23 protein-coding genes and 1 other RNA gene are annotated in these 26,904 nt (G+C 51.0%); 17 read left to right on the top strand and 7 right to left on the bottom strand.

Annotated features, from left to right (window positions below):
• The first annotated feature begins 25 nt into the window (after positions 1 to 25).
• From OSH01_RS09610 to OSH01_RS09590, 5 genes are read left to right on the top strand one after another with little or no spacing between them, the layout of a single operon-like run.
• Positions 26 to 547 (top strand): TRAP transporter small permease subunit, encoded by a 522-nt coding sequence (locus tag OSH01_RS09610; RefSeq protein ID WP_266123872.1) that lies wholly within the window; start codon positions 26 to 28, stop codon positions 545 to 547.
• A complete protein-coding gene (locus OSH01_RS09605; protein ID WP_266123871.1) occupies positions 544 to 1,863 on the top strand; it encodes a TRAP transporter large permease in 1,320 nt (439 codons plus the stop codon). Before OSH01_RS09610 ends, OSH01_RS09605 begins: the two co-directional genes overlap by 4 nt.
• Before the next feature lie 24 nt (positions 1,864 to 1,887).
• Entirely contained in the window at positions 1,888 to 2,535 is a 648-nt protein-coding gene (locus tag OSH01_RS09600; RefSeq protein WP_266123870.1) for a GntR family transcriptional regulator, read from the top strand.
• Between the two features lie 35 nt (positions 2,536 to 2,570).
• Entirely contained in the window at positions 2,571 to 3,458 is an 888-nt protein-coding gene (locus OSH01_RS09595) for a dihydrodipicolinate synthase family protein (protein ID WP_266123869.1), read from the top strand.
• Complete coding sequence (locus OSH01_RS09590) at positions 3,459 to 4,943, top strand: aldehyde dehydrogenase (protein ID WP_266123868.1); 1,485 nt, start codon at positions 3,459 to 3,461, stop codon at positions 4,941 to 4,943.
• 73 nt (positions 4,944 to 5,016) lie between these two features.
• Here the strand turns inward: OSH01_RS09590 and OSH01_RS09585 are convergent, their stop codons facing one another.
• The 3 genes from OSH01_RS09585 to OSH01_RS09575 form a co-directional block, all read right to left on the bottom strand.
• Positions 5,017 to 5,991, bottom strand: coding sequence for a Bug family tripartite tricarboxylate transporter substrate binding protein (locus OSH01_RS09585; protein WP_266123867.1), 975 nt, complete (start codon positions 5,989 to 5,991; stop codon positions 5,017 to 5,019).
• Between the two features lie 64 nt (positions 5,992 to 6,055).
• Positions 6,056 to 6,526: a MaoC family dehydratase gene (locus OSH01_RS09580; RefSeq protein ID WP_266123866.1), complete on the bottom strand. Its 471-nt coding sequence runs from the start codon at positions 6,524 to 6,526 to the stop codon at positions 6,056 to 6,058.
• Between the two features lie 23 nt (positions 6,527 to 6,549).
• Positions 6,550 to 7,752: a CaiB/BaiF CoA transferase family protein gene (locus OSH01_RS09575; RefSeq protein ID WP_266123865.1), complete on the bottom strand. Its 1,203-nt coding sequence runs from the start codon at positions 7,750 to 7,752 to the stop codon at positions 6,550 to 6,552.
• A gap of 103 nt (positions 7,753 to 7,855) precedes the next feature.
• Here OSH01_RS09575 and OSH01_RS09570 point away from each other — a divergent pair, with 103 nt between their 5' ends.
• Complete coding sequence (locus OSH01_RS09570; RefSeq protein ID WP_266123864.1) at positions 7,856 to 8,737, top strand: LysR family transcriptional regulator; 882 nt, start codon at positions 7,856 to 7,858, stop codon at positions 8,735 to 8,737.
• On the opposite strand, the gene OSH01_RS09565 is transcribed toward OSH01_RS09570, so the two are convergent.
• The 3 genes from OSH01_RS09565 to OSH01_RS09555 all read right to left on the bottom strand — a co-directional run bounded on the left by OSH01_RS09565 (position 8,727) and on the right by OSH01_RS09555 (position 12,409).
• A complete protein-coding gene (locus OSH01_RS09565) occupies positions 8,727 to 9,764 on the bottom strand; it encodes an acyl-CoA dehydrogenase family protein (protein ID WP_266123863.1) in 1,038 nt (345 codons plus the stop codon). The genes OSH01_RS09570 and OSH01_RS09565 overlap by 11 nt on opposite strands.
• A 29-nt stretch (positions 9,765 to 9,793) precedes the next feature.
• Positions 9,794 to 10,945 carry an acyl-CoA dehydrogenase family protein gene (locus OSH01_RS09560; RefSeq protein ID WP_266123862.1) on the bottom strand — a complete coding sequence of 384 codons (1,152 nt, stop codon included), beginning with the start codon at positions 10,943 to 10,945 and terminating at the stop codon, positions 9,794 to 9,796.
• Positions 10,946 to 11,650: 705 nt separating this feature from the next.
• Positions 11,651 to 12,409, bottom strand: coding sequence for a sulfite exporter TauE/SafE family protein (locus OSH01_RS09555; RefSeq protein WP_266123861.1), 759 nt, complete (start codon positions 12,407 to 12,409; stop codon positions 11,651 to 11,653).
• A gap of 213 nt (positions 12,410 to 12,622) precedes the next feature.
• Between OSH01_RS09555 and modA the strand changes: the two genes are divergently transcribed.
• Genes modA through OSH01_RS09540 form a run of 3 tightly spaced genes read left to right on the top strand, consistent with a single transcriptional unit; the run spans position 12,623 to position 14,781 of the window.
• Positions 12,623 to 13,372 (top strand): molybdate ABC transporter substrate-binding protein, encoded by a 750-nt coding sequence (gene modA, locus OSH01_RS09550; RefSeq protein ID WP_266123860.1) that lies wholly within the window; start codon positions 12,623 to 12,625, stop codon positions 13,370 to 13,372.
• A gap of 21 nt (positions 13,373 to 13,393) precedes the next feature.
• On the top strand, positions 13,394 to 14,065 hold the full coding sequence (modB, locus tag OSH01_RS09545) for a molybdate ABC transporter permease subunit (RefSeq protein ID WP_266123859.1): 672 nt from the start codon (positions 13,394 to 13,396) through the stop codon (positions 14,063 to 14,065).
• Positions 14,062 to 14,781 carry an ATP-binding cassette domain-containing protein gene (locus OSH01_RS09540; RefSeq protein WP_266123858.1) on the top strand — a complete coding sequence of 240 codons (720 nt, stop codon included), beginning with the start codon at positions 14,062 to 14,064 and terminating at the stop codon, positions 14,779 to 14,781. The genes modB and OSH01_RS09540 overlap by 4 nt, the downstream gene beginning before the upstream one ends.
• Here the strand turns inward: OSH01_RS09540 and OSH01_RS09535 are convergent.
• Positions 14,768 to 15,580 (bottom strand): TOBE domain-containing protein, encoded by an 813-nt coding sequence (locus OSH01_RS09535; RefSeq protein ID WP_266123857.1) that lies wholly within the window; start codon positions 15,578 to 15,580, stop codon positions 14,768 to 14,770. The two genes, OSH01_RS09540 and OSH01_RS09535, sit on opposite strands and share 14 nt — an antisense overlap.
• 106 nt (positions 15,581 to 15,686) lie before the next feature.
• Here OSH01_RS09535 and OSH01_RS09530 point away from each other — a divergent pair, with 106 nt between their 5' ends.
• The 8 genes from OSH01_RS09530 (at position 15,687) to OSH01_RS09495 (ending at position 26,902) form a co-directional block, all read left to right on the top strand.
• The gene (locus OSH01_RS09530; protein ID WP_266123856.1) at positions 15,687 to 18,341 is read left to right on the top strand and encodes a PD-(D/E)XK nuclease family protein; all 2,655 of its coding nucleotides are present in this window, start codon (positions 15,687 to 15,689) and stop codon (positions 18,339 to 18,341) included.
• Entirely contained in the window at positions 18,325 to 21,648 is a 3,324-nt protein-coding gene (locus OSH01_RS09525; RefSeq protein WP_266123855.1) for a UvrD-helicase domain-containing protein, read from the top strand. The genes OSH01_RS09530 and OSH01_RS09525 overlap by 17 nt, the downstream gene beginning before the upstream one ends.
• A gap of 16 nt (positions 21,649 to 21,664) precedes the next feature.
• Positions 21,665 to 21,762, top strand: an RNA gene (gene ffs, locus OSH01_RS09520) — signal recognition particle sRNA small type.
• Positions 21,763 to 21,889: 127 nt separating this feature from the next.
• Positions 21,890 to 23,947: a DNA polymerase III subunit gamma/tau gene (locus OSH01_RS09515; RefSeq protein ID WP_266123854.1), complete on the top strand. Its 2,058-nt coding sequence runs from the start codon at positions 21,890 to 21,892 to the stop codon at positions 23,945 to 23,947.
• 30 nt (positions 23,948 to 23,977) lie between these two features.
• On the top strand, positions 23,978 to 24,304 hold the full coding sequence (locus OSH01_RS09510) for a YbaB/EbfC family nucleoid-associated protein (protein WP_266123853.1): 327 nt from the start codon (positions 23,978 to 23,980) through the stop codon (positions 24,302 to 24,304).
• Positions 24,305 to 24,316: 12 nt separating this feature from the next.
• Positions 24,317 to 24,922 (top strand): recombination mediator RecR, encoded by a 606-nt coding sequence (gene recR / locus OSH01_RS09505; RefSeq protein ID WP_266123852.1) that lies wholly within the window; start codon positions 24,317 to 24,319, stop codon positions 24,920 to 24,922.
• A gap of 140 nt (positions 24,923 to 25,062) precedes the next feature.
• Positions 25,063 to 26,103 (top strand): ABC transporter substrate-binding protein, encoded by a 1,041-nt coding sequence (locus OSH01_RS09500; protein ID WP_266123851.1) that lies wholly within the window; start codon positions 25,063 to 25,065, stop codon positions 26,101 to 26,103.
• Complete coding sequence (locus OSH01_RS09495; protein ID WP_266123850.1) at positions 26,096 to 26,902, top strand: ABC transporter ATP-binding protein; 807 nt, start codon at positions 26,096 to 26,098, stop codon at positions 26,900 to 26,902. Before OSH01_RS09500 ends, OSH01_RS09495 begins: the two co-directional genes overlap by 8 nt.
• Positions 26,903 to 26,904: the final 2 nt, after the last annotated feature.

The raw sequence follows: 26,904 nt of genomic DNA, 5'->3' as shown, positions 1-26,904 counted from the left end.
CCCCCTCAAAAAAAGGAGTGCTGTCATGCTGCAGCCTGTTTTGAAACTACTTGATTTAATTGCATTGGCAACGTCCCGCCTAGCGGAAGGGGCTGCGGCAATCTTAGTTCTGGCCATGGTATGGGAAGTTTTTGCTCGCTATGCTTTGCATGCCCCTACCGTGTGGGCATTTGATGTGGCCTATATGATGAACGGTGCTATTTTTCTGCTAGGTATGGCTTGGGTTATGCGCCAGAAAGAGCACATCAGTATTGATGTAGTACGTAAACACTTACCGGCCTCCTTGATGCGTATTGCAGATGTGGTCTTATATTTGTTCATCCTGTTTCCTTTGTTTGCTGTGCTGTCTAAGGTCAGCATACATAAAGCGTGGATGGCTTGGAAATTGAGCGAAGTAGAAATGGTCAGCCCCTGGGCACCTTTGATGTGGCCTTTCTATGCGTGCATCGCGATTGGCTTGGTGGCTTTTACTTCGCAGTTGTTAGCGCATGGTTTGCGTCTAGCCTGCAAGGTGCAGCAGCCCAACGATGCTGAGGTGAGATCATGAATCTATGGATCGCGGGATTGATGTTCCCTGCTTTGTTCTTATTAATCTTTCAAGGCATGCCCGTAGCGTTTGCCTTAATATTGCCTGCTTTCCTAGCAGGGTGGTATGCCTTCGGGCCAATGGTGTTCGATCAGTTGTACGGTGCCTTGTATAGCTCAGCAACCAATCATATTTTGTCGGCTATTCCCATGTTCGTCTTGATGGGGGCATTACTCGAGCGTTCGGGCATTGCCGCTCGTTTATTCCGTACGATGCAGTTGTGGTTGGGAGGCTTGCCGGGCGGCTTGGCCATCGCCACCATAGCCATGGCGGCGACTTTTGCTGCCGCAGCAGGCGTGGTGGGCGCTGTAGAGATTATGGTGGGTTTGATGGCTATTCCAGCCATGAAGCGTTTTCGCTATAACAACTCACTGATTGCTGGAACCATATGCGCGGGGGGTTCTTTGGGCACCATGATTCCTCCGTCAGTAGTCGCCGTTGTATATGCTTCGTTGGCGCAGGTACCTGTGGGTGAGTTGTTTGCTGCGATGTTGTTCCCTGGCATGATCATGACAGGTTTGTTTGTAGCCTATATTCTGATCGCGACGATGCTGAAGCCTGAGCTAGGACCACGGGCGGACGATGAAGATATGCGTAAACCTATGAGCGAGAAAATTGGTATCACTATGCGCGGATTGGTGCCGATGATGCTGCTAATTGTGGCAGTTCTTGGCTCGCTGATGAAAGGAATTGCTTCGCCTACTGAAGCGGCTGCTTTAGGCGCGGCGGCTGCCGCTGTGCTGTGCGTCTTTTATCGCCAGTTTAATTGGGAAGTGTTGAGCAGCGCGTTACGCATCACAGTGCGTATCACCGCCATGATTATGCTAATTGTGGCTGGCGGGATTATGTTCACGGGAGCCTTTGCGGCAAATGGTGGTGCCAAGCTTGTACACATGCTTACTAGTGATTTGGGTTTGGGTACAACCGGCACAATTATTCTGTTTTTAGGTATTGTTTTCCTGTTAGGTTTTGTGCTGGATTGGACGGCGAACGTGTTGATTTGCGTCCCCTTGTTTTTGCCTTTTGTGGTCGCCAGTGGCTTTGATCCCTTATGGTTCGGAGTAATGGTTATTGTGGTGATTCAAACTAGTTATCTCACTCCTCCGTTGGCCTCATCGATTTTTTATCTATTATCGATTGCGCCTAAAGATATGACATACGGACAAGTATGTCGAGGGGTTGTACCGTTTATTCTGGCTCAGTTGGTGACCTTGTTGTTCGTTGCTTTGTTTCCCATGATAGCGACTTGGTTACCGCAACAAGTATCTGGTTTTTAACGCATTTATTGTATTGGAGTTTGTGTGAGTCGTTCCGTTCCTCCTTCTCGTGCTGCAGAAACAGCCTATCAGGCGATTGAGCAATTAATCGCTACGCTCAAGCTTGAGCCGGGTCAGGCCATTGTGGACAGTGATCTCGTTGAGCTGACGGGTTTGGGGCGTACGCCAATACGCGAAGCGTTAATGCGTATGGTAGCGATGGGCTTGATTGAGCAGCAGCCTCGCCGTGGTCTGCGTGTGAGCGAGATACGTGTAGCGGAACACCTAACTTTAATTGAAACACGCCGTGTGCTGGAGCGTTTGATTGTGCAAGGTGCTGCACGCTGGGCGAGCCCAGCACAGCGCAGCAGTTTGCTCACCCATGCTCAGGCTATGGTAGCAGCGGCCGATGCGAAAGATATTGATGCCTATATGTTGGCTGATCATCATTTAGATGAGTTGATGCATGTGGCCTGTCGTAACACATTCGCTGTGCAAGCGGTCATCCCCATGATCGTACAGTGCAGACGATTCTGGTACGCCTTTCAATACGAAGGCGACCTAGAAGCCGGGGCTCAGGCCCATTTAACCTTGGCGGAAGGGATCCAGGATGGTAATCCCGAGATGGCCTTGCGTGGTGCTGAAGCATTGATGGAGTACCTCAGTGCTTTTACTCGCAAAGTTATTGAATAAGTACTTATCACTGTTATTAATTTGCTGGAGACATCATGAATTTGAACGGAATTCTTGTTCCTATTGTTACCCCTTTTGACGCTAACAACGAACTTAACGAAGCGGCCTTGAAAGCGCTGGTTGAAAGCTTTATTCAAGCGGGTGTGGGCGGCATAGTGGCGTGCGGTACGACCGGTGAGTACTACGCGTTGACCGCCCACGAGCGCCGTCGTGTCTTGGAAATCGTGGCTGAAACTGGGCGCGGACGTACTTCGCTGATAGCGGGCGTGAACTCTATGTCACCGGCTGAAGCTATTGCGCGTATTCGGGAGGCCGAGGAGTTAGGTTACGAGGGACTGATGTTGTCGCCTACTCCCTATAGCTTGCCGGGCCAAAACGAGGTAGTCGCTTACTTTAAAGAGGTTGCTGCCGCAACGACTCTGCCGATTGTAATGTATAACTTTCCTGCTCGTATCGGGGTACAGATTGAGCTGGAGTCAGTGTACGAACTGGCGCAAGTAAAAAATATCGTTGGTATCAAGGAAAGCAGCGGTAATTTCAGTCGAGTAGTCGCCATGGTGAATGCCGATCTGCCTGATTTTCAGGTGGTATGCGGGTGTGATGATCAGGCCGCCGACTTCCTGTTCTGGGGAGTCCGTAGCTGGATTAGTGGTGGCGCTAACGTGTTTCCAGCCGAACAGGTGCAAATGCTTAAGGCGGCAGAGCGCGAGGACTGGGCTACAGTGCGCAGCATGATGAAGGCCATGTTGCCCGCCATCGGAGCGATGGAGTCGGGTAATTACAACCAGAAAGCCAAATTGGGTTGTGTGCGACACGGCGTTGATGTCGGTCAGGTACGCTTGCCCTTATTGCCCGTTGAGCAACAAGAGCGTGATGAGTTTTTGGCCTTAATTACCGCCTACGACCAGACTCAGGAGGGATGAATGAGCAAGCAGATAGATACCGTCTTTGAATTGGCGCGAGCAGGCAAATTGCATGCTTCGCATTTGATTCCTGGGCATCAACAAGCCAAATCCGAACAGTTCGATAATATTAGTCCTATCGATTTGAGCGTGATTGGCCAAGTGGCGGCTGGCGGCGCGGCCGAGGTCGACATAGCTGTACGCACGGCGCGCAGCACCTTTGAGTCTGGGCAGTGGTCAGGTTTGTCACCGGCACAACGCAAGCAGGTCATGCTCAAATGGGTAGCCTTGCTGGAGCAGCATGCCGAGGAGTTAGCGGCACTTGATTGTGTGGATGCAGGAAAGCCTATTACCGAGTGTTTGAATACGGATATGCCCGCTACCATTGAGACATTCGGTTGGTACGCAGAAACGGCAGATAAGTGTTTTGGCCGTATTTCGCCTACTGGTTCCGATGCATTGGGCTTAATTATGAAAGAGCCTATAGGGGTGGTGGCAGCGGTATTGCCCTGGAATTTTCCTGCTCAAATGTATGCTTGGAAAGTTGCACCAGCCTTGATATGCGGTAATTCGGTGATTGTTAAGCCGTCTGAGCTCACAAGTTTGAGCGCGTGTCGCATGACCGAATTGGCCCATCAGGCAGGTGTTCCGGAAGGTGCTCTGATTCTGATTACGGGAACAGGCGAGCAGGTAGGAGAGCCCTTGGGGCGCCATGACGACATCGACATGGTGTCGTTTACTGGCTCTACAGAGGTAGGACGCTTGTTTTTGAAGTACTCGGCAGAGAGCAACCTTAAAGAGGTCGTGCTGGAGTGTGGTGGTAAAAGCCCTCAGGTAGTGTTTGAGGATGCTTTGCTGGATGAAGCTGTACCGGCGATATTGGCTGCTGCGTTTTGGAACATGAGCGAGAACTGCAGTTGTGGCTCGCGCTTGATTGTGCATAGCAGCTTGAAAGAGAGTTTGCTAGCAAAGCTCAAGCAAGGGTTGGCCGACTGGAAAGTGGGCTTGCCTACAGATCCAACGGTTTCCATTGGCCCTATGGTCGAAAAAGCGCATTTCGATAAAGTAGCCAGTTTCTTGACCAATCCAGGCAATAATGCTCGGTTGGTGCATGGTGGACGCATCTTTAATGAGTTAGGTAGCGGTTGGTATATCGAGCCTACTATTTTTGATCAGGTCACCCCTGAGGATCGTTTGTTTCAGGAAGAGGTCTTCGGCCCTATTTTGGCGGTGACTACTTTTGAGACCGAGGAGGAGGCGATTGCTCTGGCCAACAATACTCAGTATGGTTTGGCCGCCTCGGTGTACACGCGTGATTTACGACGCGCTCAGCGGGTGACACGTCAGATCAAAGCAGGGACGGTATCGGTGAATGGTTTTTCTGAAGGAGACATCACTGCTCCGTTTGGAGGCTTTAAGTTGTCTGGCTTTGGTGGTAAAGATAAAGGGCTGGAGGCGTTGGATCAATATCAGCAGACCAAAACAGTCTGGTATGTGAATCCGTAAGGTCGCTTGTACAGTCTGATGTTGTTGAAGGGCTCCTGACAAGGAGCCCTTTTTAATAATGCAGTGGTGGGGCTTAATCCAGCTTCACTCCCGCATCGCGAATCACTTCACCCCAACGCTTGGTTTCTTGGGCTATGTAGGTTTGATAATCCTCTGAGGACGAACCTAGTACTTGGGTTCCTTGGGTGTCAAGTTGCTCTTTTACTTCTGGTGATTGCAGGGCTATGGTGATCTCTTTGTTTAAGCGCTCAATAATTTCCGTCGGAGTTTTCGCCGGTACGGCGATTCCTTGCCAGGCACCGCTTTCAAAGCCAGGCAGTACTGTTTCCGCTACAGTGGGGACATCGGGTAGCAGGTGGCTGCGTTCTGAACTGGTCACGGCTAAGGCTTTGACGCGGCCGTCACGTATCATCGGATACGAGTCATTGATGGTATTCACCATAAATTGCACCTGTCCTCCCACGAGGTCCACTAAACCTGGTGCACTACCACGGTAGGGGATATGGGCAGCAGAGATACCTGTCGCCTGATTGAGCAGGTGAGCGGTTAAGTGCGTGACATTACCTGCCCCTGCAGAAGCAAAGGAGAGTTGATTTGGGTTGTCCTTGGCGTAGGCGATGAATTCCTCAAGAGTGTCGGCAGGTACTGACGGGTGAGTCAGTATGACCATGGGTACGGTGGCCGTAGAGCTAACACCCACAAAGTCCTTAGAGGGGGTAAAGCTGAGTTTGCTATACAGATTCGGAGTCAGGGCAATAGATGAGGTGTTATACAAAATGGTGTAGCCATCAGGGCGAGCGGCAGCAACCGCCTGCATCCCTATGGCACCGTTGGCACCACCTTTATTTTCTACGATAAAGGTCTCTCCCATTTGCTCACTTAATTTTCGTGCTACTACCCGTGCAACTAAGTCAGTTGGCCCACCCGCGGGAAAGGGGACGACCATGGTGACCGCTCGTTCGGGGTAGTTTTGGGCCTGCGCGGTGCCCAGACCTAATAGGCTTAGGCCCGCGCATAAACTGACTATGGTTTTTTGATAGAGTTTCATTATTTGTCTCCTTGTTTTGACTGTTTGTGCCGCTATTCGAATGCAGTGACACCATGGGTATAGCTTAGTGTTGGGGTTTGCCGGCGAGCATACGCACAGCGGTATAGGTCATGACGTCTTTACCATGCTGGTTTTTTACATCGATACGAGAGCTGACCACAGCGCGGTTGTGCTTTGATGTGGGCTTAATATCAGTAACCTCAATGGTGGCCCAAATGGTGTCTCCCACCAGCACGGGGGCGAGCGCTTTTTTATGGACTTCAAGCATGGCTAAGCCAGTGCCCTGCACCATGGATTGCATGACAAAACCTTCAATAATTCCATAGGTCAATGCTCCTGGTACAGGCCTTCCTTGCATGGCACCTTCGCTGAAGGTGCTGTCGATGAAGATGGCTTCTAGCATGCCCGTGACACTGATGAAATTCACTAAATCAGTTTCCGTGATGGTGCGCCGGAAAGTTTGAAACTGTTGTCCCTTACTGAGCTCTTCCCAGTAAAAGCCTCTACCCATTAGATTCATGGTGGTTGTAGACATGTGGTTCTCCTTCTTGTTTAGTATTAGTAAATTGCCCCGGATTCATAGAGCTTATCGATATGTTCTTTTTCCAGACCAGCCTGCTCAAGAATTGCGCGTGTTTGCTCGCCTAGCTTTGGGGGTAAGCGTATCGCGCAGTTGCCCGATTGCATGCGTACGGGGTTCCGAGCGAAGCGATAAGTTCTATTCTGTGTATCTTGCAGATCAACGAAAAACTCCACATCTTGAAGGTGAGGATCATGCTCCAGCTCGTTTAGGGCATTTATACGGGTAGCGGGAATTTCGGCCTTCTCGCACAGTTCCAACCAAAACGCGGAGTCTTTCTGAGAGACAATCTGCTGTGCTAGGGCGTACAGCTGATCAATATTTTGGGTACGTTCTTTGATGCTGGTAAAGCGGGGATCTTGCGCATAAGCCTCGTGCCCGCTAAGCTTAAAAAACCGTTGCCAATGACTGTCCGTATAGGGCATGAGACATAGATAGCCATCTTTGGTTTGATAGGGTTTGCGCCACGGAGACATCAGGCGCGGATAGCCTATAGGCTGGTCCTGATCAGGCAGATGATGGCCATAAAAGTGCTCAACCAAATTAAATGCCGTCATGACCTCGAACATCGGCACTTCTATAGACTGGCCTTGACCGCTGCGGCTACGCTCGAAAAGCGCAGCTAGAATAGCGTGTGCCGCGACCAGACCACTGGTCTTGTCGGCAGCAATCACCGGAAAGTATCCTGGCACCTTAGTTTGGCGGGCAATAATGTCCGCAATTCCGCTTAAGCCTTGTATCGTATCGTCGTAGGCAGGTTTGCCTTCATATGCCCCGCCCATGCCAAAGCCCAATAAAGCGGCGTAAATCAAACGTGGGTTACGTTGGCAAAGTTGTTCTGGAGATAAGCCTAATGCGGCCATTTTTTGTGGCCTGATGCTATGCATGAATACATCAGCGCTATCTACTAAGGTTAGTAGCGCATCTCTGGCTTCCGGCTGCTTCAGATCCAGCACGATACTGCGCTTGTTACGATTGACGCCTAAAAACATGGCTGACATCCCCTCTTCATACGCAGGGCCAGTGCGTCGTGTCGAGTCGCCCGCAGGGGCTTCGACTTTGATTACATCGGCACCATAGTCAGCCAGTATTTGTGAGGCGTATGGCCCAAAGATGACGGATGTCAGGTCTAGAATCTTGATACCAGACAGCGCCCCTGTCATGGCCCTGGGTGTTGACATGTGTAGCCTCTTTTCGTTTCAAGTGATGATTTGATCTTAGCTATCACCAGGTATAATCGTCTAATATAAGATACGTATACTTTGATAATGGTTTGTTATCGCTATGGAGCTGCGTCATTTACGTCAATTCGTGACTATCGCTGAAACAGGCAGTTATAGGCGTGCAGCGGAAGTGCTGTTTATCGCTCAGCCTGCCTTAACAGTTTCAATTCAGAAGCTTGAGCACGAAGTAGGTGCCAAGCTGTTTTTTCGTAGCGCCAAAGGGGCTGAGCTCACCGCTGCAGGGCATGCATTACTCGACGATGCTCGCCGAACATTGTTCCATGCTGATCAGGCTTTACGTACAGTGCGTCTTGTGGCGCATGGGGAACTGGGTAAGTTGCGCCTAGGCTTCGTGGGTTCTGCCACCTATAATTTATTACCTTTGACGATCCCGCCTTTCAGAGCGCGTTACCCCAACATAGAAGTTAGCCTACTTGAAGACAGCACCGAAGGATTGCTGAATTTATTGCGCATGAATCAGATTGACGCAGCATTGGTACGCGGCCCGTTAGCCCAAGATCCTCATCTAGAGAGCTGGGTGATTGAAGAAGATAGTTTTGTCTTGGCGGTGAATCAGGCACACCGTTTTGCCCATCGTAAAAGTATTCGCTTGAAAGACTGCGGTACTGATCCCTTTATTATGTATTCACCCGTGCATGTGCCCGCTTTGAATAGTGTGGCGTTAAGTTTATGTGCTAAGGCGGGTTTCGCCCCTCATATCTACCAAGAGGCTGTGCAAGTGCAGACGTTAGTCAGTTTGGTGGCCAGTGGTTTGGGCGTTGCCTTAGTGCCTGGTGTAAGCCAGACGTATTCCAATCCCCATGTGAGATTCATCCAGCTCAAAGACCCCGATGCACAGGCGGCTATCTCCTTGTCTTTAGTCACGCACAGAGACACTAATTGTGTCCCCGTGCAACGTTTGCGTGAAAGCTTTAAGCGGTAATTCTTCGCATCATGTCGAGCATGTCGCCCCCTTCTTCTGCCTGTAGCTGACGACCAATTTGAGTCTGCCAATAACGGCTCCCCCCTCCAAGCCTGCGCCATTGGCGAAGGCGGGTGCTAAAGTGATGCAAGGGATATTCATCGGTGGTGCCTATAGCACCATGCACGGCATGGGCGATATCAGCGACTTTTCCTGACAGTTCAGCACCCATGCTTTTGGCTATCCATAAAGACAAATACTGTCCATTCGCTATCTGGGCAGACAGCCCCGCTTGTAGAACACTCATACGCATTGCTCCTACCCATTGGGCCATTTCGGCGAGTTGCTGCTGTATGGCTTGGAAACGACCTATCGAGCGTCCAAATTGAACTCGTTCATTAACGTAGTTCAGACTCATAGCCAGTATGCGCTCAGAGGCCCCACTCATCAGGCAGGCTAAAGCATAAGCATTTAGGGCGGACAGGTCTGGTGCGCGTTCTTTTGGTACGTTTAACTGCTGACCACGATAGTTTTTGTCCCAGATTAAGCTGGCATTCAAACTACGAGCATCATCTAACGTCAGTCTTGTTGCTTGATGGCAATCCCAGAGCCTAACAGTGCCGTCTTCATCACAGGCCAAAATCTGGTCTATGATCAGCCCTTGGTGCTGGCTGGGCAGCTCGTGCCCACCCTCAGCATGGTTACGCATGACTGTGTTGGCAATGCTCAGTGAGCCGTCGGGTATCGGTAGCATGAGATGTGCCAACCAAGCTCGTGCCAGTTGCATTTCCACCATGGGCAATGGACATAGGTGGTAGCCGGGTAGCATCAAGATTTCTCCTGCTTCCAATAACGTTAGTCCAGCGCCTTGCTGTTCTTCGGGTACCAAGAGATCCAGAAAACCGGATTCATGCATGGCTGAGTATATTTGCGTATAACGAGGGCTAGTTGAGCTTTGTGTTAGCTCCAGAGCGATGCTTGCCCCAGCTTGAACATCGCAGTGCTCGTCAAGTTGGCGGTTCAGGGCCGCTAGTAATAATTGTTTCATGGTGATGTCTTCTTAATAATCGGCCCGGATCAGCGCAGACCCATACCACGCGCAATAATGCCGCGCAAAATTTCACGCGTACCGCCGCGTAATGAAAAAGTAGGTGCCATTTGTTCGGTGTAAGCTAGTGTGCGCAAGAGGGAGGCGGGTAACTGTGCGTCAGGATTCTCACCTAGCGAATCAGCTATCCAAGCGGGGATCGATTGCTCGATGCTAGTGCCTAAATCCTTGACCAGGGCAGCGGCCAACGCAGGGTTTTGTCCTGCTTCCAAGGCGGCCGTCAGGGATAAAGACATGGCACGTAAGGTGCTTAGCCATTGCACCATTTTGCCCAGTAATGCATAGTCGTTGTCTGTCAGAGACGGTTGGGTATGCAGATATGACAGGTACTCTTGTGCCAACACTATGCTCGAGAGCAATCGCTCTGGGCCGCTGCGTTCATAAGCCAACTCTGCATTGACCTGTTCCCATCCTTTGCCCCGTTCACCGATCAGCGCATTTTTCGGGATTTTCACCTCATCAAAAAACACTTCACAAAAGTGTTCGTCTCCGGCCAAGTCTGTAATAGGACGGATGGTGATGCCTGGTAGACGTAAATCTATGATTAGCTGCGATAAACCTTGTTGGCGATCAGTAGGACTACCGTCCGTGCGCACCAAGGCCAGCATATAGTGGGCATGTTGGGCGTAGGTGGTCCATATTTTACTGCCGCTCAGACACCAGTGTTCGCCGGCGTCAACGGCGTGAGAGCGGATGCTGGCTAGATCCGAGCCTGAGTTGGCCTCGCTCATACCGATACAAAAAAAGGCTTGTGCCGCACAGATCTTAGGTAAGTAAAATTGTTTTTGTTCTTCAGTACCGTAGCGGGCAATTAAAGGCCCACTTTGACGATCTGCAATCCAGTGTGCGGCGACAGGCGCTCCGACTGCGAGTAATTCTTCTGCCACAATAAATCGGGCAAAAAATCCCATACCTTGCCCTCCGTATACGCGCGGCAGAGTTAAGCCTAGCCAGCCATGCTTGGCCAGCATCTGGCTGAACTCTGCATTAAAGCCCATCCAAGACCGTGCCCGCTGCTCAGGTGCTGCCGCAGGTAAGTGCTCAGCTATAAAAGCTTTGATGCCACAGCGCAGGCTTTTGAGTTCTGCCGGAATGCAAGCCACTTCTAGATGATGAATCATTTTTTCTTGTTCCCGCTACTAATTCGATGCCTTTACTATTGGCTAGATGGCCTATACATGTCTAATAGTTTTTAAGGGCCAAGCTATATTGAATCGTTATCACTTGGGCTTAGCAGTAATGCCCGTGATGATTCAGATTAAGCAATGTGGTGGTGATGTCGAAAGATAAGACGCAGCCAAACGAACGGGCGCAAGAGGGGAGATGTTACGTTGCCTTAGCGCACATCCAAAAATAAAAAACACCACAAAGTGTTTAACTGTGCGGTGTTTTAATAGTTGGCATCATCTATACCAGTGTGGCGGCCCCAGCAGGAATCGAACCTACAATCTTCCCTTCGTACCACTACGGTTTTCACCGCCAGTTTTTGTTTGTGGTCTGGACTCTATCTTAACCATAGCTATGCCGTAGGTTGCGCCTGTCGAGTCTCTACACGTTCCGCGTTGCAGCGGCTTCGCTCGGGGTTGCCTCGTATTAAAGCATACAGGGGGTTCACCGAATTTAAGCGCATTCACACCGAACTTTTCAGTATCGGGTGCCCAATTTACTTAGGAGGGGAAAGTTATATCCATTTAACTATGGGGCCTAACTTTTTCTTTGATTCTGCCGCCGTACGTACACGTATAGGAAAGGCAGTTTGAAATTCTAGCAGTATGTAAAGATGAGTGAAAGCTTTATGCGTGTTTTTCTCATATTTTATATTGCTCTTAGTGGGCAAGCATACGCCATAGGCTCTCGGCACTGAGGCCTACTCCAATTAGTAGTAAGCTGAAAAATGACAGCTTTCGTATGCCTTGAGGGCTTAGTGGAGGCGGTAAACGTTTGCTCACTAAAGTAAGTAGTGTGACCAGAGGCAAGGCGAGTAAAGCAAGGTACACAGCATCTTCGCTGAGCGTTTGTGTGGCTAGCTCATAAAGCGTGCGTAACAGCGCAGTTCCAGTGAACATAAGCAGCAGCAAACTGCGTATATGAGCATGAGCTAAGGGTTGGCGATAGAACAAGAGAATAATAGGTGGACCCGGCATGCCGAAGAGACCACCACAGATGCCTGAGAAAAAACCATAATGAAAGAATGTGCTTCTACGTGACAGGCTGTCCTGCTGTACTGGCTTACGCATCGCACTGATGCCACTATAGATAATTAATAGGCCTAGGAGCAGTTTAAGAACGTGGTTGGCTTCGTGGCTTAGGTAGTTAAGCAGGACTGTACCGGCAATAGTGGAGGGAATAATTCCTGCTAAGGTCCACCCCGCTACGGTTCGGTTAAGTTGACGCCAGTGCCCATGTAGGGCGGCGTAGCCGTTCACAATGCTACAAAGGCTAATAACTGAAGCAATAAAAGCCACGCTGGCCAAGTTAAAACCGCTTACTAAGCCAATCACAATAATCCCTAGACCAAACCCAGTAAGCGTCTGAAAATAAGTGCCTAGGGCAATCACGCCCAGTATAAGTAAGGTGTCTATCATCCCGAGTTATTAGTGTCCCGCTTTGAAGAGTAAGGGTAGAGGCGGGGCGGCTCAAAGTGCTCCGGTTTTCTCCGTAGCCGTTCATTTTACTTGAAGATAAAAATAGTTTTTTTAGGCTACTTTGATGCAACAGGAGCGGCTTGTTGTTTGACCTTCGATATATACCTATATATATTACGTTGGCGTATGACAATTACTTAAGGAAGAAGGTTTATGATTAAACGTATTTTGACCGCTTGCACGTTAACCGTAGCGCTGCAAGCTCCTGCAATGGCAGATGAGCTGGTGGTATCGGCTGCAGCCAGTTTGACCAATGCTTTTAAAGAGCTTGCCACTCAGTTCGAACAAGAGCATCCAGGCACCAAAGTGCTGACCAGCTTTGCTGCTTCTGATGTACTTTTGCAACAAATTGTAAATGGCGCTCCAGTGGACGTATTCGCATCCGCGGATCAAAAAGCGATGGATAAAGCGGTAGCAGAAAAAGCAGTTGATCCCGCTACGCGACATAACTTTGTAAAGAACGAAGTAGTGCTGATCGTACCAAGCGATAACCTTAGCAAGATCAGCTCCTTAGCTGACTTGGCTAAGCCGGAAGTCAAGCGTATCGCCATGGGTAATCCCGCAACGGTGCCGGTGGGACGTTATACACAAGCTTCGCTTGAGGACTCAGGCAATTGGGCATCCGTGGATGAGCGTAAAATCTTAGGTCAGCATGTTCGTCAGGTATTGGATTATGTGGCCCGAGGTGAAGTGGAAGCCGGTTTTGTCTTTGCCACCGATGCCGCGACAGCAAAAGATAAAGTAGACGTGATTGAAGTGCTAAAAACCCGTGAGCCTGTTCTGTATCCTATCGCTCTAGTCGAGCGTGCTGGTCGTAACGATAAAGCCCAAGCATTTGAAGAGTTTGTGTTGTCTCCCTCGGGCCAAGAAGTACTGGCGAGGTTTGGTTTTGCCAAACCTTAATTGTTGCTCAAATAAATTTCTATGAATACAGTTTGGGTTCCATTAATGCTGTCTCTCAAGGTTGCCGGTTGGGCAACCTTAATTGCGTGTGTAATGGGAATTGGTATTGCCTATGCCTTGTCACGCTGGCCTTCACGCTGGTGTGACTTGGTAGATTCTATTTTGACGCTGCCTATGGTGCTTCCGCCTACGGTAATTGGCTACTATTTATTAGTGCTTTTTGGCCGGCGCAGTCCATTAGGACAGTATTTGGCTAGTATAGGAATAGAATTGGTGTTTACCTGGCAAGGAGCGGTGCTTGCAGCGTCTGTTGTGGCTTTTCCTATGGTATTGAAGGCGGCGAGGGCGGCTTTTGAGGATGTGGATGGGCGAGTTGAAGACGCCGCTCGGGTACTAGGAGTTGGGGCAATAGCCGTTTTTTTTCGGGTCAGCCTACCCATGGCTGCCCGAGGTATTTTTGCTGGTGTATTGTTGGCTTTTGCGCGCGCCTTAGGTGAGTTTGGGGCGACGCTAATGATTGCTGGAAGCATTCCTGGGCGTACCCAAACCATGTCAATTGCTATTTACGAGGCGGTGCAGGCAGGGGATGATAGCTTAGCAACGTTCTTGGTAATGGTGATTTCCATCACGTGTGTCGTGGTGCTGTGGAGTGCGAGTGCCTTGTCTCCTCGACAGACGCGGAGAGAACGATGAGTTTTTTGTTGGCTATACAGCGTAAATTAGTCTCGCCTACGCGTGAGTTTATTTTAGATATTCATTTGCATAGCGACGCTAAGCATATTGCTTTGTACGGCCCTTCTGGGTCGGGCAAATCAATGACGGTGCAGGCAATAGCAGGTTTGCTAACGCCCGAACAAGGCAAAATTCAAGTAGGAAATCGAGTATTTTTCGATTCAGAAAAAAAAATTAACTTGGCGCCGCAGCAGCGCAAAGTGGCTTATCTTTTTCAAGACTACGGCTTGTTCCCGCATCTGACGGTGGCGCAAAACATTTGCTTCGGTTTGAATCACTCATGGTTTAATCGCTCTGCTCGGCATTTGCCTGCCCAAGCACAGCGTTGGGTCGATGCATTTGAATTAACCAGTGTTCTGCGTAGCTATCCAGCCCAGTTGTCGGGCGGACAGAAGCAACGCACCGCCCTAGCACGGGCCTTAGCGGTAGAGCCCGATTTATTATTGCTGGATGAGCCTTTGGCGGCCTTAGACCAAGACTTACGGATTCGCTTGCGCGCTGAACTGGCTGAGTTACAGCATTCACTTGATATGCCGACGGTGCTCATCACGCACGATCCTGAGGATGCGCGCGTTTTGTCTGAGCAAGTGTTTCGAATTAGGCAAGGCAGAGTGTTTGATCAATGCCATGCCTTAGATTTAAAAGCATCGCATCGAGAAGATATCACTCTAGGGTAGCCAACATGACACTAGAAGCTTTAAATATAGCGTAAGCGACTTGGTTTTCTTGTAAGCCTAAGCGTCTTACGCTCTCGAGCGTAATGGTTGCGGTAACGGTTTGCCCCGGAGCCAGCTCTATACTGACTTCGGCGTTAACAGCGCCAGGAATAATGCGTGTGATTTTTCCTGCTAACTGATTGCGTGCAGACAGTGTTGCGCCATCGTTGTTGACGCCTACTAATACGGAAGAGGCTTTTAAAAAAGCAAGAGCTTTTTGTCCTATTTTTAAGCCCAAGTTTTGGGTGCTTTCCGAGGTAATGGAAGCCACTATTTGTTGCTCGTGGCCAATATCTAAAATAATTTCATCGTTTACGGCGCCAGTTTTGATTGCGCTGATCACGCCTTGTAGATTATTGCGGGCAGAAGTTTGTAGCATCATGGCTTGTAATAGTTCCACATTGTTAGCGCCAAATTGTCCAATTTGGCTAAGACGGTTCATGAACCGTTGGTGCATTCGATCATAGGCTTGGAAGTGACGCAGTAGCTCATTTGCTCGCTGGGTCAATCGCGCTCCACCACCGCCTGCTCCCCCTGTTGTACGTTCAACCAAGGGCTCACCGGCCAAGTTATTCATGGTTTCGATGGCGTCCCAGGCTGCCTTGTATGTGATGTTAATATGCCGCGCGGCAGCAGAAATAGAGCCGTGTTCGGCGATAGCTGCAAGCAAGGCCATGCGTCTGGCACTGCCCCAACTACGCCCCGCCGTGCTTAGGGACAAACTGCTGTTGATTTCGATCAAGGGCTGGTTCTTGGGCATGATTTAAGTGTAAGAGTATGAGGGCTGTATTCAAGTAGGGCACAGGTAATTCCTGCCAGTTACAATAGCCTTATTGTAGACCCTCTGGAAAGGACGGGGCCTGAGCATGCAGGAGTTTGAACCCTTAAACCTAGATGATTTGCTCTCTTTCGAGAGCAATAGCACTTTAGTGATTACTGTTAACAATCGTTATGCTAGGCGCTTGTTAGGACAGTTGTCGATGCGTGTGGAGCGCACACAATCTAGCTTGACCATCCCAGCAATTGTGCCTTTTGGGGCGTGGTTACGTCAAATTAGTGATCAACTGTGTTTTGTTGCCGGCTATGAGCCAGCAGCCCATGAAGTCGACAACTTTACCAGTCACTTATTATGGCAACAAGCTATTCGGGCTTGCGAAGAGGATGGCTATTTTTTGGATATTGCTCAGGCCGCTCGTAGTGCTGCCGAGGCGGACAGGTTGCAAGATGAGTGGAAGATTCGAGTACTGCCGCCAGAGCACACCGCTGATTATGAGCATTTTTTGCAGTGGCGTAGCGCGTACCGACAGCAGTTGCAGCAGTTGGATCTTGATGATGCCAATACCAGCATAGAACGCGTACTCACTGCAATCCGTCATAAGGCGTTTGCGCTTGATTTCAAGCGCCTTGTAGTGCTTGGCTTTCACGAGTTTTCCCCGCGCTTCACCGACTTGCTTGAAGCCATCCAAGCACAAGGCGTGCAGATTTATCGGCTCATCGTGCCAGAGCCGATCGCCAGTCATGTGTATTGCCATAGCGCGATCGACACCCATGATGAGTGGCATCAAGCGGCAAGTTGGGCTCGGCAGCTTTTAGATGCAGATCCTGACGCTAAGGTGGCTATTGTTGCCCCCTCACTGGAAACGCAAATACCACTGGTTCATCGAGTAATGCGGAAGGCATTGTCGGATCAAGGACAATCCGTGCATGCCTATAACGTGGCTGCGGCGCGCCCCTTGGCGGAGTGGCCATTCGCGCGTGCGGCATTGTCTTGGGTAAAAGTGCTGGCTGTGTTGGCCACTGAGCGGCATGCGGAACCCAGCGTTTTGGCGTCGGCGTTATTGCAGGGCTTATGCGCGGGGGGGCAGGCCGAGGCAGGGGGGCGAGCCCTTATCGATGTGATATGGCGCGAACGACAAGAGCTGTCTATTACAGCCGAGCGGTTCCAACAAGCCTTGTACGAACATGCTCCCATTTTAGCGCAGGCTTGGGAGCAAGCATACGCGCTAACGGTACAGGCGCCTCGGCTCCAAGACAGCATGGCTTGGGCGCAGCATTGGCGAAAAGCACTGGAAATTTTGGGCTTCCCTGGTAATGTTGCCCTTGATAGCGCCGGTTTTCAAACCTTAGAAGCGCTGCAGCATGCGTTACAGCAATTGGCAGCGCAGGCTCCTGCTTGGGGGGCGATAAGTGTGCAATATGCCCAGCAACTGTTTAGCTTAAAGTTGCGTGAAACGCCTTTCCAGCCCCAACGTGCCGCACAAGCCAGGCTTGATGTGTTGGGCTTCCTTGAGGCGGAAGGAGGACGTTGGGATGCCGTCTGGGTATTAGGCTTAAGTGATGCGGTATTGCCTGCTGTGGTGCGTCCGAATCCTTTACTTCCCGCCCCCGCGCAGCGACGCATGCAGGCGCCTAGAGCGACCCCTGAGCGAGAGCTGGCATGGGCTCGCTTAATCATGCACTCCTTGCTGCGCAGCGCGGATACGGTGTGGTTAAGTTACCCGCAAAGCGAGGGTGAGCAGCTATTGCGGCCTAGTCCTTTGATTGCCTCTTATCCGCGTCACCACTTCGAGCCCAGTCGTGCTACGCAGGCTATCCCAGCGGTGCAAGTAGAGTGGTATCACGATGAGCAAGGGCCGGCTTTAACGTCGCAGGAGCGCACTGCAGGGGGAGTAGCGGTCATAGAGGCGCAAGCACGTAACCCCTTATGGGCTTTTGTGCGCTATCGTTTGCATGCTCGGCAGTTACCTGCTTACGCTACCTTGGCTGATATGAATAGTCGAGGCTTGTTTTTGCATCATTTATTGGAGTTGTTGTGCGTTGCTTTGCCAGATCAGCAGGCGTTGCAACATGCTCTGTCGCAAGGGCGTTTACCGTCCATTCTTGGGCAGGTGACGCAGGAGGCTGCCCAAGCGCAGTTGGGTGATTATGGGGCGGTATTACAAGCGTTGGAAATTGAGCGTGCTCAGGCGATTTTGGCTAATTACGTCGAGCTAGAGTTACATCGCGAGCCCTATAGTGTGGCGGGTATCGAGCAGCAACATACGTGGCAATACGAAGCCTTACAGTTGCGGTTGCGTCTCGATCGTTTAGATCGTTTGGAAGATGGCAGTTGTGTACTGATTGATTACAAGACGGGCAGTGGAGACTTCAGGCTGAAACAAGAGTGGTTACGTCCGCGTCCTATAAACTTGCAATTGCCTTTTTATGCCGTGGTACTGCAAGAGCAAGGACAAAACGTAGTGGCGGCCAGCCTTGCTCGTTTACATGCTCGACAGGTAGAGCTGGTAGGCATGGGTGTAGAAGGGCTGGTGCTAACTGGGCTGATTGATTGGCCCGATGGGCATAGCTGGGGCGCGCTACTGAACTCATGGCGCCAAGCTATCCACCAATTAGCGCACGAGTTCAACATTGGCGTCGCATCCAATCAAAGTGTCAATACAGACGACTTGCGCTATTGCGATGTTTTACCTTTTTTACGTTTACACGATGAGCGCGAGGATCAGGATGAAGCAACCCAGTGATAGTCAGGCACGTGCCCAAGCCATTGATCCACGCTATTCTTATTTAGTGCAAGCGCCAGCGGGGTCAGGAAAAACAGAACTATTAACCGATCGTATCTTGGCCTTATTGGCGCTTGCTGAGCGACCAGAGGAAATAGTTGCGATTACTTTTACCCGCAAAGCGGCCGCTGAAATGCATGCACGAGTGCTGGAAAAACTAGCGAGTGCCCAACTGGGGCGGCCGCCAGAGTCGTACAAGGTGCGCAGTTGGGAACTGGCTTGTGCCGCGATGCAACGCAACCGGGAAATGGGATGGGATTTGCTCGATTTCCCGGGCCGTCTGAGCATTCGCACGATTGACGCGTTATGCGCTCATTTGGTTCATGGTATGCCTTGGGTCACGGGCCTAGGTGGCATGCCGGCGATTGCTACAGATGCTCGCGCGCATTATGAGGCGGCGGCACAGGCTTGCTTGGATATGGTGGAAACTGAGCCAGCGGTGGCCCGTTTCCTAGAGCACATGGACGTCAATATTAAACCTGCGCAACAAGTATTAGCAGATATGTTGGCGAGCAGAGATCAGTGGCAGGCCTTGCTTGCGGGCGCCGATAATATGGCCGTGCTTGGCGATAGTCTAGAAAGAGTGGTCGTACAGCAGTTAGAGCGGGTGAGTTCTGTCATGCCATTTGGGTGGTGGACAGAGCTGGCTGAGCCTTTGCGCTTTGCCGCACAGATACTCAATGACGATACAAGCCGCTGCTTGCTAGATTGGGATGGAGCTGAGTTTGAGGCGGAGCTTGACGCATTACCGTATTGGCAAGCCTTGGCAGCAGCGTTGCTCACTAGCACAGGAGGCTTACGTAAACGGGTAGATGCTCGCCAGGGATTCCCCCCTAAAACTCCCCAGAAAGAACGTATCATGCAATGGCTTGCGACTTATTCAGGTAATGAGCCATGGATTAATTTGTTGGCCCAAGTCGCTCACTTGCCACAGGGCTACAGTGCTGAGCAGGCGGAAATACTGAGCAATTTGATTGATGTTTTGTGGTTGGCGTCGGCTCAGCTTAAACTGCGCTTTGCTCAAGAGGCCGAGGTCGACTTTACTGAAATAGCCCAACGCGCCCTGATGGCACTGGGCACGGCTGACGAGCCCGGCGACTTGCTCTTATCAATGGACAAAGCCATACGTCACTTATTGGTGGATGAGTTTCAAGATACCAGCCATTCGCAAGTACTGCTTCTAGAGCGCTTGACCTCAGGCTGGGAGCCTGGGGACGGCCGCAGCTTGTTCTTAGTAGGCGACCCCATGCAGTCCATTTATCGCTTTCGCAAAGCAGAAGTAGGCTTGTTTTTGCAAGTTAGCCAAGCGGGATGTTTGGGCTCAGTGCCGTTGATTAACTTGCAACTTAGTAATAATTTCCGCTCACATCCTATGTTGGTGGATTGGGTGAATAAAGCGGGTAGTCATTTGTTTGCGTCGCAAGCCGATCCATTAATGGGGGCAGTGAGCTATGCGCCTTCGGTGCCCTTTAATGAGGGGGAGGACGAAAAACGCACTCATTTTCACCCTGCTTGGCATTACCGAGAGCAAGAGGAACCGTACACTGAGCCAGCGGCGCTTTTAGCCCAACAGCAGTCTCGGGAGTGCGTACTGGCCTTGGTGAAAGATGCCCTGGCTCGTTATCCAGACAGCGCACACCCGGTAGCTATACTGGTGCGTACACGGTCCAATTTGCGTGGCTTGGTGCGTTTGCTGCAAGAGCAAAACATTCCTTGCCGTGCTGTAGAGTTAGAAAGTTTGGCGCAACGGCCAGTGGTGGTGGACTTGGTGCAGTTGATTGGCGCCTTAGCACATCCTGGTGATCGCTTGGCATACTTAGCCTTACTTCGGTCTCCGTTGTGCGGTTTAAGCTTACACAGCTTACATCGCTTGTGTGCAGACCATCCCAACGCCGTGTTGCCGGAGTTGCTGGCACAAGCACAGCAGCACGATTACGAGCCTGAGCAATGGCTGCGTGTGCAGCATGCCGCTCAAGTGTTGCTTGATACCAGCAATCGTAGCGGTCAGTTCCCGTTTGCCACTTGGGTGCAAGAGTGTTGGCGTCGATTGGGGGGCGAGCGAGCCTATTCTTCTGTCACTGATTTAGCGGATGCGGAACAAGTATTTCGCTTGCTGGAAGACTTATGCCCTTATGGGCCGCCCGATCAAGCTGAGCTGGCCTTGCGTATCAGCAAACTTTATGCAACACCGCAAAACAAGGGTGCCTCAGTAGAGGTGATGACGATACATAAGTCCAAGGGGCTAGAGTTTGAGTCAGTGATTTTGTATGGTTTGCATCATATCTCCACGGCAGATCGGGATCCGCTAATACGGATAGAGCATAGTGCGGAGAGCTTAATTCTGGGCCCCTTGGCTCATCGCGGCACCGAACAGCGTGATCCTATCGCGCGGTTTTTAGCAGAGCGGGAAAAATATCGCTCCGAGCAGGAGGTGCGCCGGTTGATATATGTGGCGCTTACGCGTGCCAGACAAGAGTTGCATTTATGTGCTGAGTTATCTCTTAAGGCGGACTCGAGTGTGCAAGCGCCAGATGGCCGATCTTTGCTGAGTCGTTTATGGCCTGCCTTAGATGCCTTACCCCCGCCACAATGGGAAAGCTTAAGCAAGCGCGAACCTACCCCGCAGCAAGCTCAGGTGAACGCGCGAGCGCAAGGGGTATTGAGACGTTTAGCCGTCGCGGAGTTTGCTGCCGTGCAAGTCCCCCACGCGAGCACAGCAGTTGATCATCAAAGCTGGCAGTGGAGTGCAGAGCAGGGGGCTGAGCGAGCCATGGGTGAAGTGGCTCATGCATGGCTAGAGCGCATCGGTAAAGAGGGTGTGGAGCAGTGGGATGCTGCACGTTTAGCGACAACTATGAACGTGATGAACTTGCAATTGCGCCGGGCTGGTGTGCCCAGCCTTCAGCTAAGCCGCGCCACCCAAGAGGTGCATGACACCTTGCTAGCTACGTTAAACTCCCAGCAGGGGCAATGGTTGTTGGGCTTAACCAAAGCACATCGGGAATGGTCATTACTCGATGGGAGTGGGCGAGTGTCGATCATTGATTTGGCCATATCAAGGGAAGATCACTGGTTAGTGGTTGACTATAAAACATCTGTGCCACATGAGGGGGAGTCAACACAAGACTTCATTACTCGTATGCAAATGCGCTACTCAGAGCAACTCGAACGTTATTGTCGGCAGGTTTCAGGTTTAGACGGTCGACCCGCGAAAGCAGCACTTTATTTTCCACGGGTAGATTTATGGCTGCCTCATCAGACGGTTTAGTGTTACACTATCACGTGGCGGGCCCCTCCGCATGGTTCGGCGGTGAACCTGGTCAGGTCGGGAACGAAGCAGCCATAGCCGTGCAGAGTCAGTGCCGGAGTCAGGCTCGCCATCCTCTTTTGGCCTTCTTTTATGGGGTCATATCACCCATCTTGTCTTATCCTGTTTCCACCTTCCCCACCGAATCCGGTACACTTTTTGCTGCTCGGTTTATTGAGGCGGATATCTATCTGCAATATGCATGACTTACTTAGTTCTGGCGCGTAAGTGGCGGCCTCGCTCATTTGACACATTGATTGGCCAAGACCATGTGGTCAAGGCATTGACGCATGCATTGGAGACGCAACGTTTACATCATGCTTGGTTATTTACCGGTACTCGCGGGGTAGGTAAAACGACCTTATCGCGAATCCTAGCAAAATCCTTGAATTGTGAAACAGGTATTACTGCTGCGCCTTGTGGTGTGTGCCGCGCCTGTACTGAGATCGACGCCGGTAGGTTTGTTGATTATGTAGAGTTGGATGCGGCGTCCAATCGTGGCGTCGAAGAAATGTCTCAGTTGCTTGAGCAAGCCATTTACGCACCCAGTGTAGGACGTTATAAGGTCTACATGATAGACGAGGTGCATATGTTAACGGGGCATGCCTTCAATGCCATGCTTAAAACCCTCGAAGAACCTCCTGCTCATGTGAAGTTCATTCTAGCTACCACCGACCCACAAAAAATTCCGGTTACCGTACTGTCGCGCTGTTTGCAATTTAATTTAAAGCAAATGACCGTACCCGCTATTGTGGATCACTTGCAGTATTTGCTTGAGCAAGAACAATTGCCTGCCCAGATACCGGCTTTACGTTTGCTGGCGCAGGCTGCCGACGGGTCAATGCGTGACGCTCTGTCCCTGACTGATCAAGCGATTGCGTATAGCTCGGGTAACCTTAGCACCGAAGCAGTGCAGGCAATGCTGGGTACTATTGATCAAAGTCATCTGGCGCAACTGTTGCGTGCGTTGATTGCTTACGATGCTAAAAGCATTGTCAAAGTAGCAGATGACTTGGCCTTGCGTGGGCTGTCATTTTCAGGCGCTTTATCCGATCTGGCCGTATTGTTGTCTAGAATTGCGATTGAACAACGTATTAAGGGGGCCATCAGTGATGATGACCCCCTAGCGGGACCTGTGCGCGAAATGGCGGGGCTATTAAGTCCCGATCATGTCCAACTGTTTTACTCGGTGGCAGTACATAGCCGCCAAGAGCTTAGCTTAGCACCGGATGAATATGCGGGCTTTGTGATGGCTTGTTTACGAATGCTGGCTTTACTGCCTGCGCCTATTGAACCTCCGCCAGACGGTCCTTCTGGTGGGCAGTTCACGTCGACGCTTATGAGCGAGCAGTCTGTGGCGGCTGCTGCACCTGCTACGGTGCCTTCGCCTCCAGAGCCACATGCAGCAGACTCTGTCGTCGCGCCCGCGCCGTCCAGTGCCGTTGTAGTGCAGAGTCCGGGCCCAGTGGTGCCAGCTTGGGAAGATGAGCCTCGCCAGGAGTCTGTAGGGCAGCCTTTATCTGTCATTGAACCTGCCTCGGTGGTAAAGGCTGCAGAATCTGCCACGCTGCCTCAAGCTGACGATGAGCAGGCTATGGCAAAAGATGCTGCTGCAGCACCCGCAACCAATATGGGGCAATCTGTTAGCGATGAGGTGCCCGACTGGCATAGCGCCCCGGACGATGATTTTGAAAATTATCAGCCTAATGAAGCGTTTATGCAGGATATCGAAGACGAGGGAGAGCCAGATGCGGCTGCTACCGCCACGATGCCTGACGATGTGCCTATCGCGGCGATAGTGGGGCAAGCTCAAGCCGCTTTCGCGCCCGCGGTCAGCCTGGGCAGGCGCGCTCCTAAGCTGAGTGCCGTCAAGTATGAGCAGTGGCCCCAAATTGCGGATGCTTTACCACTTAGTGGCTGGGCAGCGGAGCTGGCTCGTCAAAGTGAATGGCTGTCAGGCAAAGAAAATGAGATTAGACTACGAGTGCAGATAAAATCTGCGGATGATAGCCAAGCTAGGGTGCGGTTGCGTACCGTGTTAAGTGAGTACTTTGGCCAAGCTGTACAGGTGCTTATTGAATACGGCAGCACTGGCGATGGAACGGCTTATGCGGTAGAGCAAGCGCAATTGGCAGAGCGTCAACGCGCCGCTGAACAGCAAGCTCAGCAGGACCCCTTGGTGTTGGCATTAATTCAGCGTTTTGACGGACAGCTTCGAGCTGATTCTGTGAGGGCGCATCCACTTACCCGTGCTGCCTAAGGGGCAGCTTACTTTTTTGGAATCTATATCATGATGAAAGGTCAGATAGCGGGCTTGATGCGTCAGGCTCAGCAAATGCAGGAAAATATGAAAAAGGCTCAGGAAGAGTTGGCCGACATAGAAGTAGAGGGTACTTCGGGCGGTGGATTGGTGAAAGTGACAATGAACTGCCGTCACGATGTCCGACGTGTCAATATCGACCCTAGCTTGATGCAAGACGACAAAGAAATGATTGAAGACTTGGTGGCAGCTGCCTTTAACGATGCTTTGCGAAAAGCGGAAGCGACCTCTCAAGAGAAAATGTCGGCGTTAACCGCGGGCATGCCTTTGCCTGCAGGCATGAAATTTCCTTTTTGATGTAACGGCGTTATGAATGAACCCTTGCTGGCTGAGCCAGAGCCGCTCAAGAACCTGATTCAGGCTTTGCGGCGCTTACCGGGCGTGGGCGAACGTAGCGCCAGAAGAATGGCTTACCACTTGCTGCAGCACGATCCCGTGGGGGCAGAGCAGTTGGGACGCAGTTTAGAGCATGCCGTAACAAGTTTACGGCATTGCGTGCGTTGCAATAGTTTTTCCGAAATAGAGGTCTGCGCGACCTGTGCCAGTGCCCGGCGCGACCCAGGGTTGCTTTGTGTGGTGGAGACGCCCGCAGATCAAAACATGATAGAAGCAACCCATGGCTATCAAGGCTTGTACTACGTGCTAATGGGACGCTTAGCTCCCCTAGAGGGCATAGGGCCCGAAGCACTTCAGTTTGAGCGCCTTTTGCAACGGGCGACTGACGGCAAAGTCCAAGAGGTTATTTTAGCCACGAACTTCACCGCCGAAGGCGAAACGACGGCTCATTATCTGACTGAGCTATTGGTGTCGGAAGGATTAAAAGTGACAAGGTTGGCGCGTGGGGTACCAGCGGGCAGCGAATTGGAATACGTCGATGCAAGCACCTTGGCATGGGCGCTCATGGAGCGTCGCTAAGTGATTAGGGAAAGCCCCTAATACACTGTACTAATCCTTTGGTTTTATACCATACTACAAAGCTAGCGCTTGTAAAAAGACATTTCTTTTCTTGTGAAAGAAGGTCTGAGCTTGCTTTGTACTTATAAAAAGGAAATAACATGCAATTATCTCGTCGCGACATGTTGAAGCTGGTGGGTGCCGGTGGCGCTGCTTTGGCTTTACCTGGTATGGTGAATGCTCAATCCTCTGAAAAGAAAGAGGTGACCATCGCCGTGGGCGGACAAGCACTGATTTATTACTTGCCATTGTCAATTGCTGCATTACGCGGTTTTTTTGATGACGAAGGTTTAGATGTAAATATTGTGGATTTTGCAGGTGGTTCACGAGCTTTGCAAGCAGTGGTAGGCGGCAGCGCGGATGTGGTTTCGGGTGCCTTTGAGCACACCATCAATCTGCAGTCTAAAGGCCAGTTTTATCGGGCGTTTGTGCAGCAAGGTCAGGCTCCAGCAATAGTGCTGGCTGTCTCTAAGCGCACTATGCCTAACTATCAAACGCCGGCTGATTTAAAAGGCAAAAAAATTGGCGTGACCGCCCCAGGTTCATCGACCAATATGATGGTCAGCTTTTTCCTTGAGCAGCATGGCTTAAAGCCCTCTGACGTATCATTTATTGGAGTCGGTGCTGGGGCTGGCGCGATTACCGCTATGCGCACGGGTCAAATAGATGCTATCGCCAACTTAGACCCTGTTATAGGCACGTTGCTGAAAGATGACGTTATCGAGATTATTTCTGACACACGCACCTTAGCTGAAACTCAAAAAGTATTTGGCGGAAATATGCCCTCAGCATGTTTGTATACCTCGCAGCGTTTTATTGATGCTAATCCAGCGACTACACAAGCCCTAGCGAATGCTATTGTGCGCGCGGACAAGTGGATTCAAGCCAGTAGCTTGGACGATATAGTGAAAACCGTGCCTGAATCGTATCTATTGAACGATGTGGCTCTGTACAAGCAGTGCTTGGAGGCCAATCGTCCAGCCTTGTCTCCGGATGGCATGGTGGCAGCAGACGGTCCAGAGACCGCATTAAACGCGCTGGCTGCTTTTACGCCTAACTTTGATCGTAGCAAAATCGATATTCAGAAAATTTTCACGAATGAGTTTGCTATTAAGGCAAACGAGAAGTATCCCAATGCCTAACTCAGCTCTTAAGTTAGATAATATTAGTTGTGTTTTCTCATCCCGAGACGGCCAAGGCCTGTATACCGCGGTAAAGGATGCTAGTTTAACGATTGCTGCCGGCGAATTTGTCTCGGTGGTGGGCCCTACAGGATGTGGTAAGTCTACGCTACTGAATGTGGCGGCTGGCTTGTTACAGCCCTCTAGCGGCTCAGTAAGCATATTCGGTAAGCCGTTGCAAGGTGTTAACGAGCGTGCCGGTTATATGTTTCAAGGCGAGGCACTATTCCCGTGGCGTAATGCCCTGTCCAATGTAATGGCTGGTCTGGAATTTGCTGGTAAGCCTGCGGCAGAAAGCGAAGCGCTTGCACGTGAGTGGATGAAGCGTGTGGGGCTGGGCGGCTTTGAAGATCGTTACCCGCATCAGATGTCGGGGGGGATGCGCAAGCGCGTCATGTTGGCCCAGACGCTGATTCGCGACCCAGACCTTATCCTCATGGATGAGCCTTTTTCCGCGTTGGACATACAAACCCGCCAATTGATGGAAAACGAAGTCTTGGATATCTGGATGGCCCAACGTAAAGCGGTGCTGTTTATTACACACGACTTAGACGAGGCGATTGCCATGAGCGATAGGGTGGTGGTGCTTTCAGCCGGTCCAGGAACACATCCTATTGGTGAGTTCGAGATTGACATAGCGCGTCCGCGGGATGTGGCTGAAGTGCGTAGTAATCCCCGCTTTGTTGAACTTCATCAGGCTATTTGGGATGTGCTTCGAGAAGAAGTGTTAAAGGGCTATGCCCAGCAAAAACAGGCATAAAT

Origin of the sequence: Alcaligenes endophyticus, from assembly GCF_026344035.1 — a bacterium.
Lineage (GTDB): Bacteria > Pseudomonadota > Gammaproteobacteria > Burkholderiales > Burkholderiaceae_B > Alcaligenes > Alcaligenes endophyticus.
Note: the sequence above shows the minus strand (reverse complement) of the source record. Positions and strands in the feature narration are given on the sequence as shown.

Excerpts from the sequence above, each read along its gene's own strand:
- OSH01_RS09610 (WP_266123872.1), top strand. The coding sequence starts at position 26 with ATGCTGCAGCCTGTTTTGAAACTACTTGATTTAATTGCATTGGCAACG.
- OSH01_RS09605 (WP_266123871.1), top strand. The coding sequence starts at position 544 with ATGAATCTATGGATCGCGGGATTGATGTTCCCTGCTTTGTTCTTATTA.
- OSH01_RS09595 (WP_266123869.1), top strand. The coding sequence starts at position 2,571 with ATGAATTTGAACGGAATTCTTGTTCCTATTGTTACCCCTTTTGACGCT.
- OSH01_RS09590 (WP_266123868.1), top strand. The coding sequence starts at position 3,459 with ATGAGCAAGCAGATAGATACCGTCTTTGAATTGGCGCGAGCAGGCAAA.
- OSH01_RS09585 (WP_266123867.1), bottom strand. The coding sequence starts at position 5,991 with ATGAAACTCTATCAAAAAACCATAGTCAGTTTATGCGCGGGCCTAAGC.
- OSH01_RS09580 (WP_266123866.1), bottom strand. The coding sequence starts at position 6,526 with ATGTCTACAACCACCATGAATCTAATGGGTAGAGGCTTTTACTGGGAA.
- OSH01_RS09575 (WP_266123865.1), bottom strand. The coding sequence starts at position 7,752 with ATGTCAACACCCAGGGCCATGACAGGGGCGCTGTCTGGTATCAAGATT.
- OSH01_RS09570 (WP_266123864.1), top strand. The coding sequence starts at position 7,856 with ATGGAGCTGCGTCATTTACGTCAATTCGTGACTATCGCTGAAACAGGC.
- OSH01_RS09565 (WP_266123863.1), bottom strand. The coding sequence starts at position 9,764 with ATGAAACAATTATTACTAGCGGCCCTGAACCGCCAACTTGACGAGCAC.
- OSH01_RS09560 (WP_266123862.1), bottom strand. The coding sequence starts at position 10,945 with ATGATTCATCATCTAGAAGTGGCTTGCATTCCGGCAGAACTCAAAAGC.
- OSH01_RS09555 (WP_266123861.1), bottom strand. The coding sequence starts at position 12,409 with ATGATAGACACCTTACTTATACTGGGCGTGATTGCCCTAGGCACTTAT.
- modA (WP_266123860.1), top strand. The coding sequence starts at position 12,623 with ATGATTAAACGTATTTTGACCGCTTGCACGTTAACCGTAGCGCTGCAA.
- modB (WP_266123859.1), top strand. The coding sequence starts at position 13,394 with ATGAATACAGTTTGGGTTCCATTAATGCTGTCTCTCAAGGTTGCCGGT.
- OSH01_RS09540 (WP_266123858.1), top strand. The coding sequence starts at position 14,062 with ATGAGTTTTTTGTTGGCTATACAGCGTAAATTAGTCTCGCCTACGCGT.
- OSH01_RS09535 (WP_266123857.1), bottom strand. The coding sequence starts at position 15,580 with ATGCCCAAGAACCAGCCCTTGATCGAAATCAACAGCAGTTTGTCCCTA.
- OSH01_RS09530 (WP_266123856.1), top strand. The coding sequence starts at position 15,687 with ATGCAGGAGTTTGAACCCTTAAACCTAGATGATTTGCTCTCTTTCGAG.
- OSH01_RS09525 (WP_266123855.1), top strand. The coding sequence starts at position 18,325 with ATGAAGCAACCCAGTGATAGTCAGGCACGTGCCCAAGCCATTGATCCA.
- OSH01_RS09515 (WP_266123854.1), top strand. The coding sequence starts at position 21,890 with ATGACTTACTTAGTTCTGGCGCGTAAGTGGCGGCCTCGCTCATTTGAC.
- OSH01_RS09510 (WP_266123853.1), top strand. The coding sequence starts at position 23,978 with ATGATGAAAGGTCAGATAGCGGGCTTGATGCGTCAGGCTCAGCAAATG.
- recR (WP_266123852.1), top strand. The coding sequence starts at position 24,317 with ATGAATGAACCCTTGCTGGCTGAGCCAGAGCCGCTCAAGAACCTGATT.
- OSH01_RS09500 (WP_266123851.1), top strand. The coding sequence starts at position 25,063 with ATGCAATTATCTCGTCGCGACATGTTGAAGCTGGTGGGTGCCGGTGGC.
- OSH01_RS09495 (WP_266123850.1), top strand. The coding sequence starts at position 26,096 with ATGCCTAACTCAGCTCTTAAGTTAGATAATATTAGTTGTGTTTTCTCA.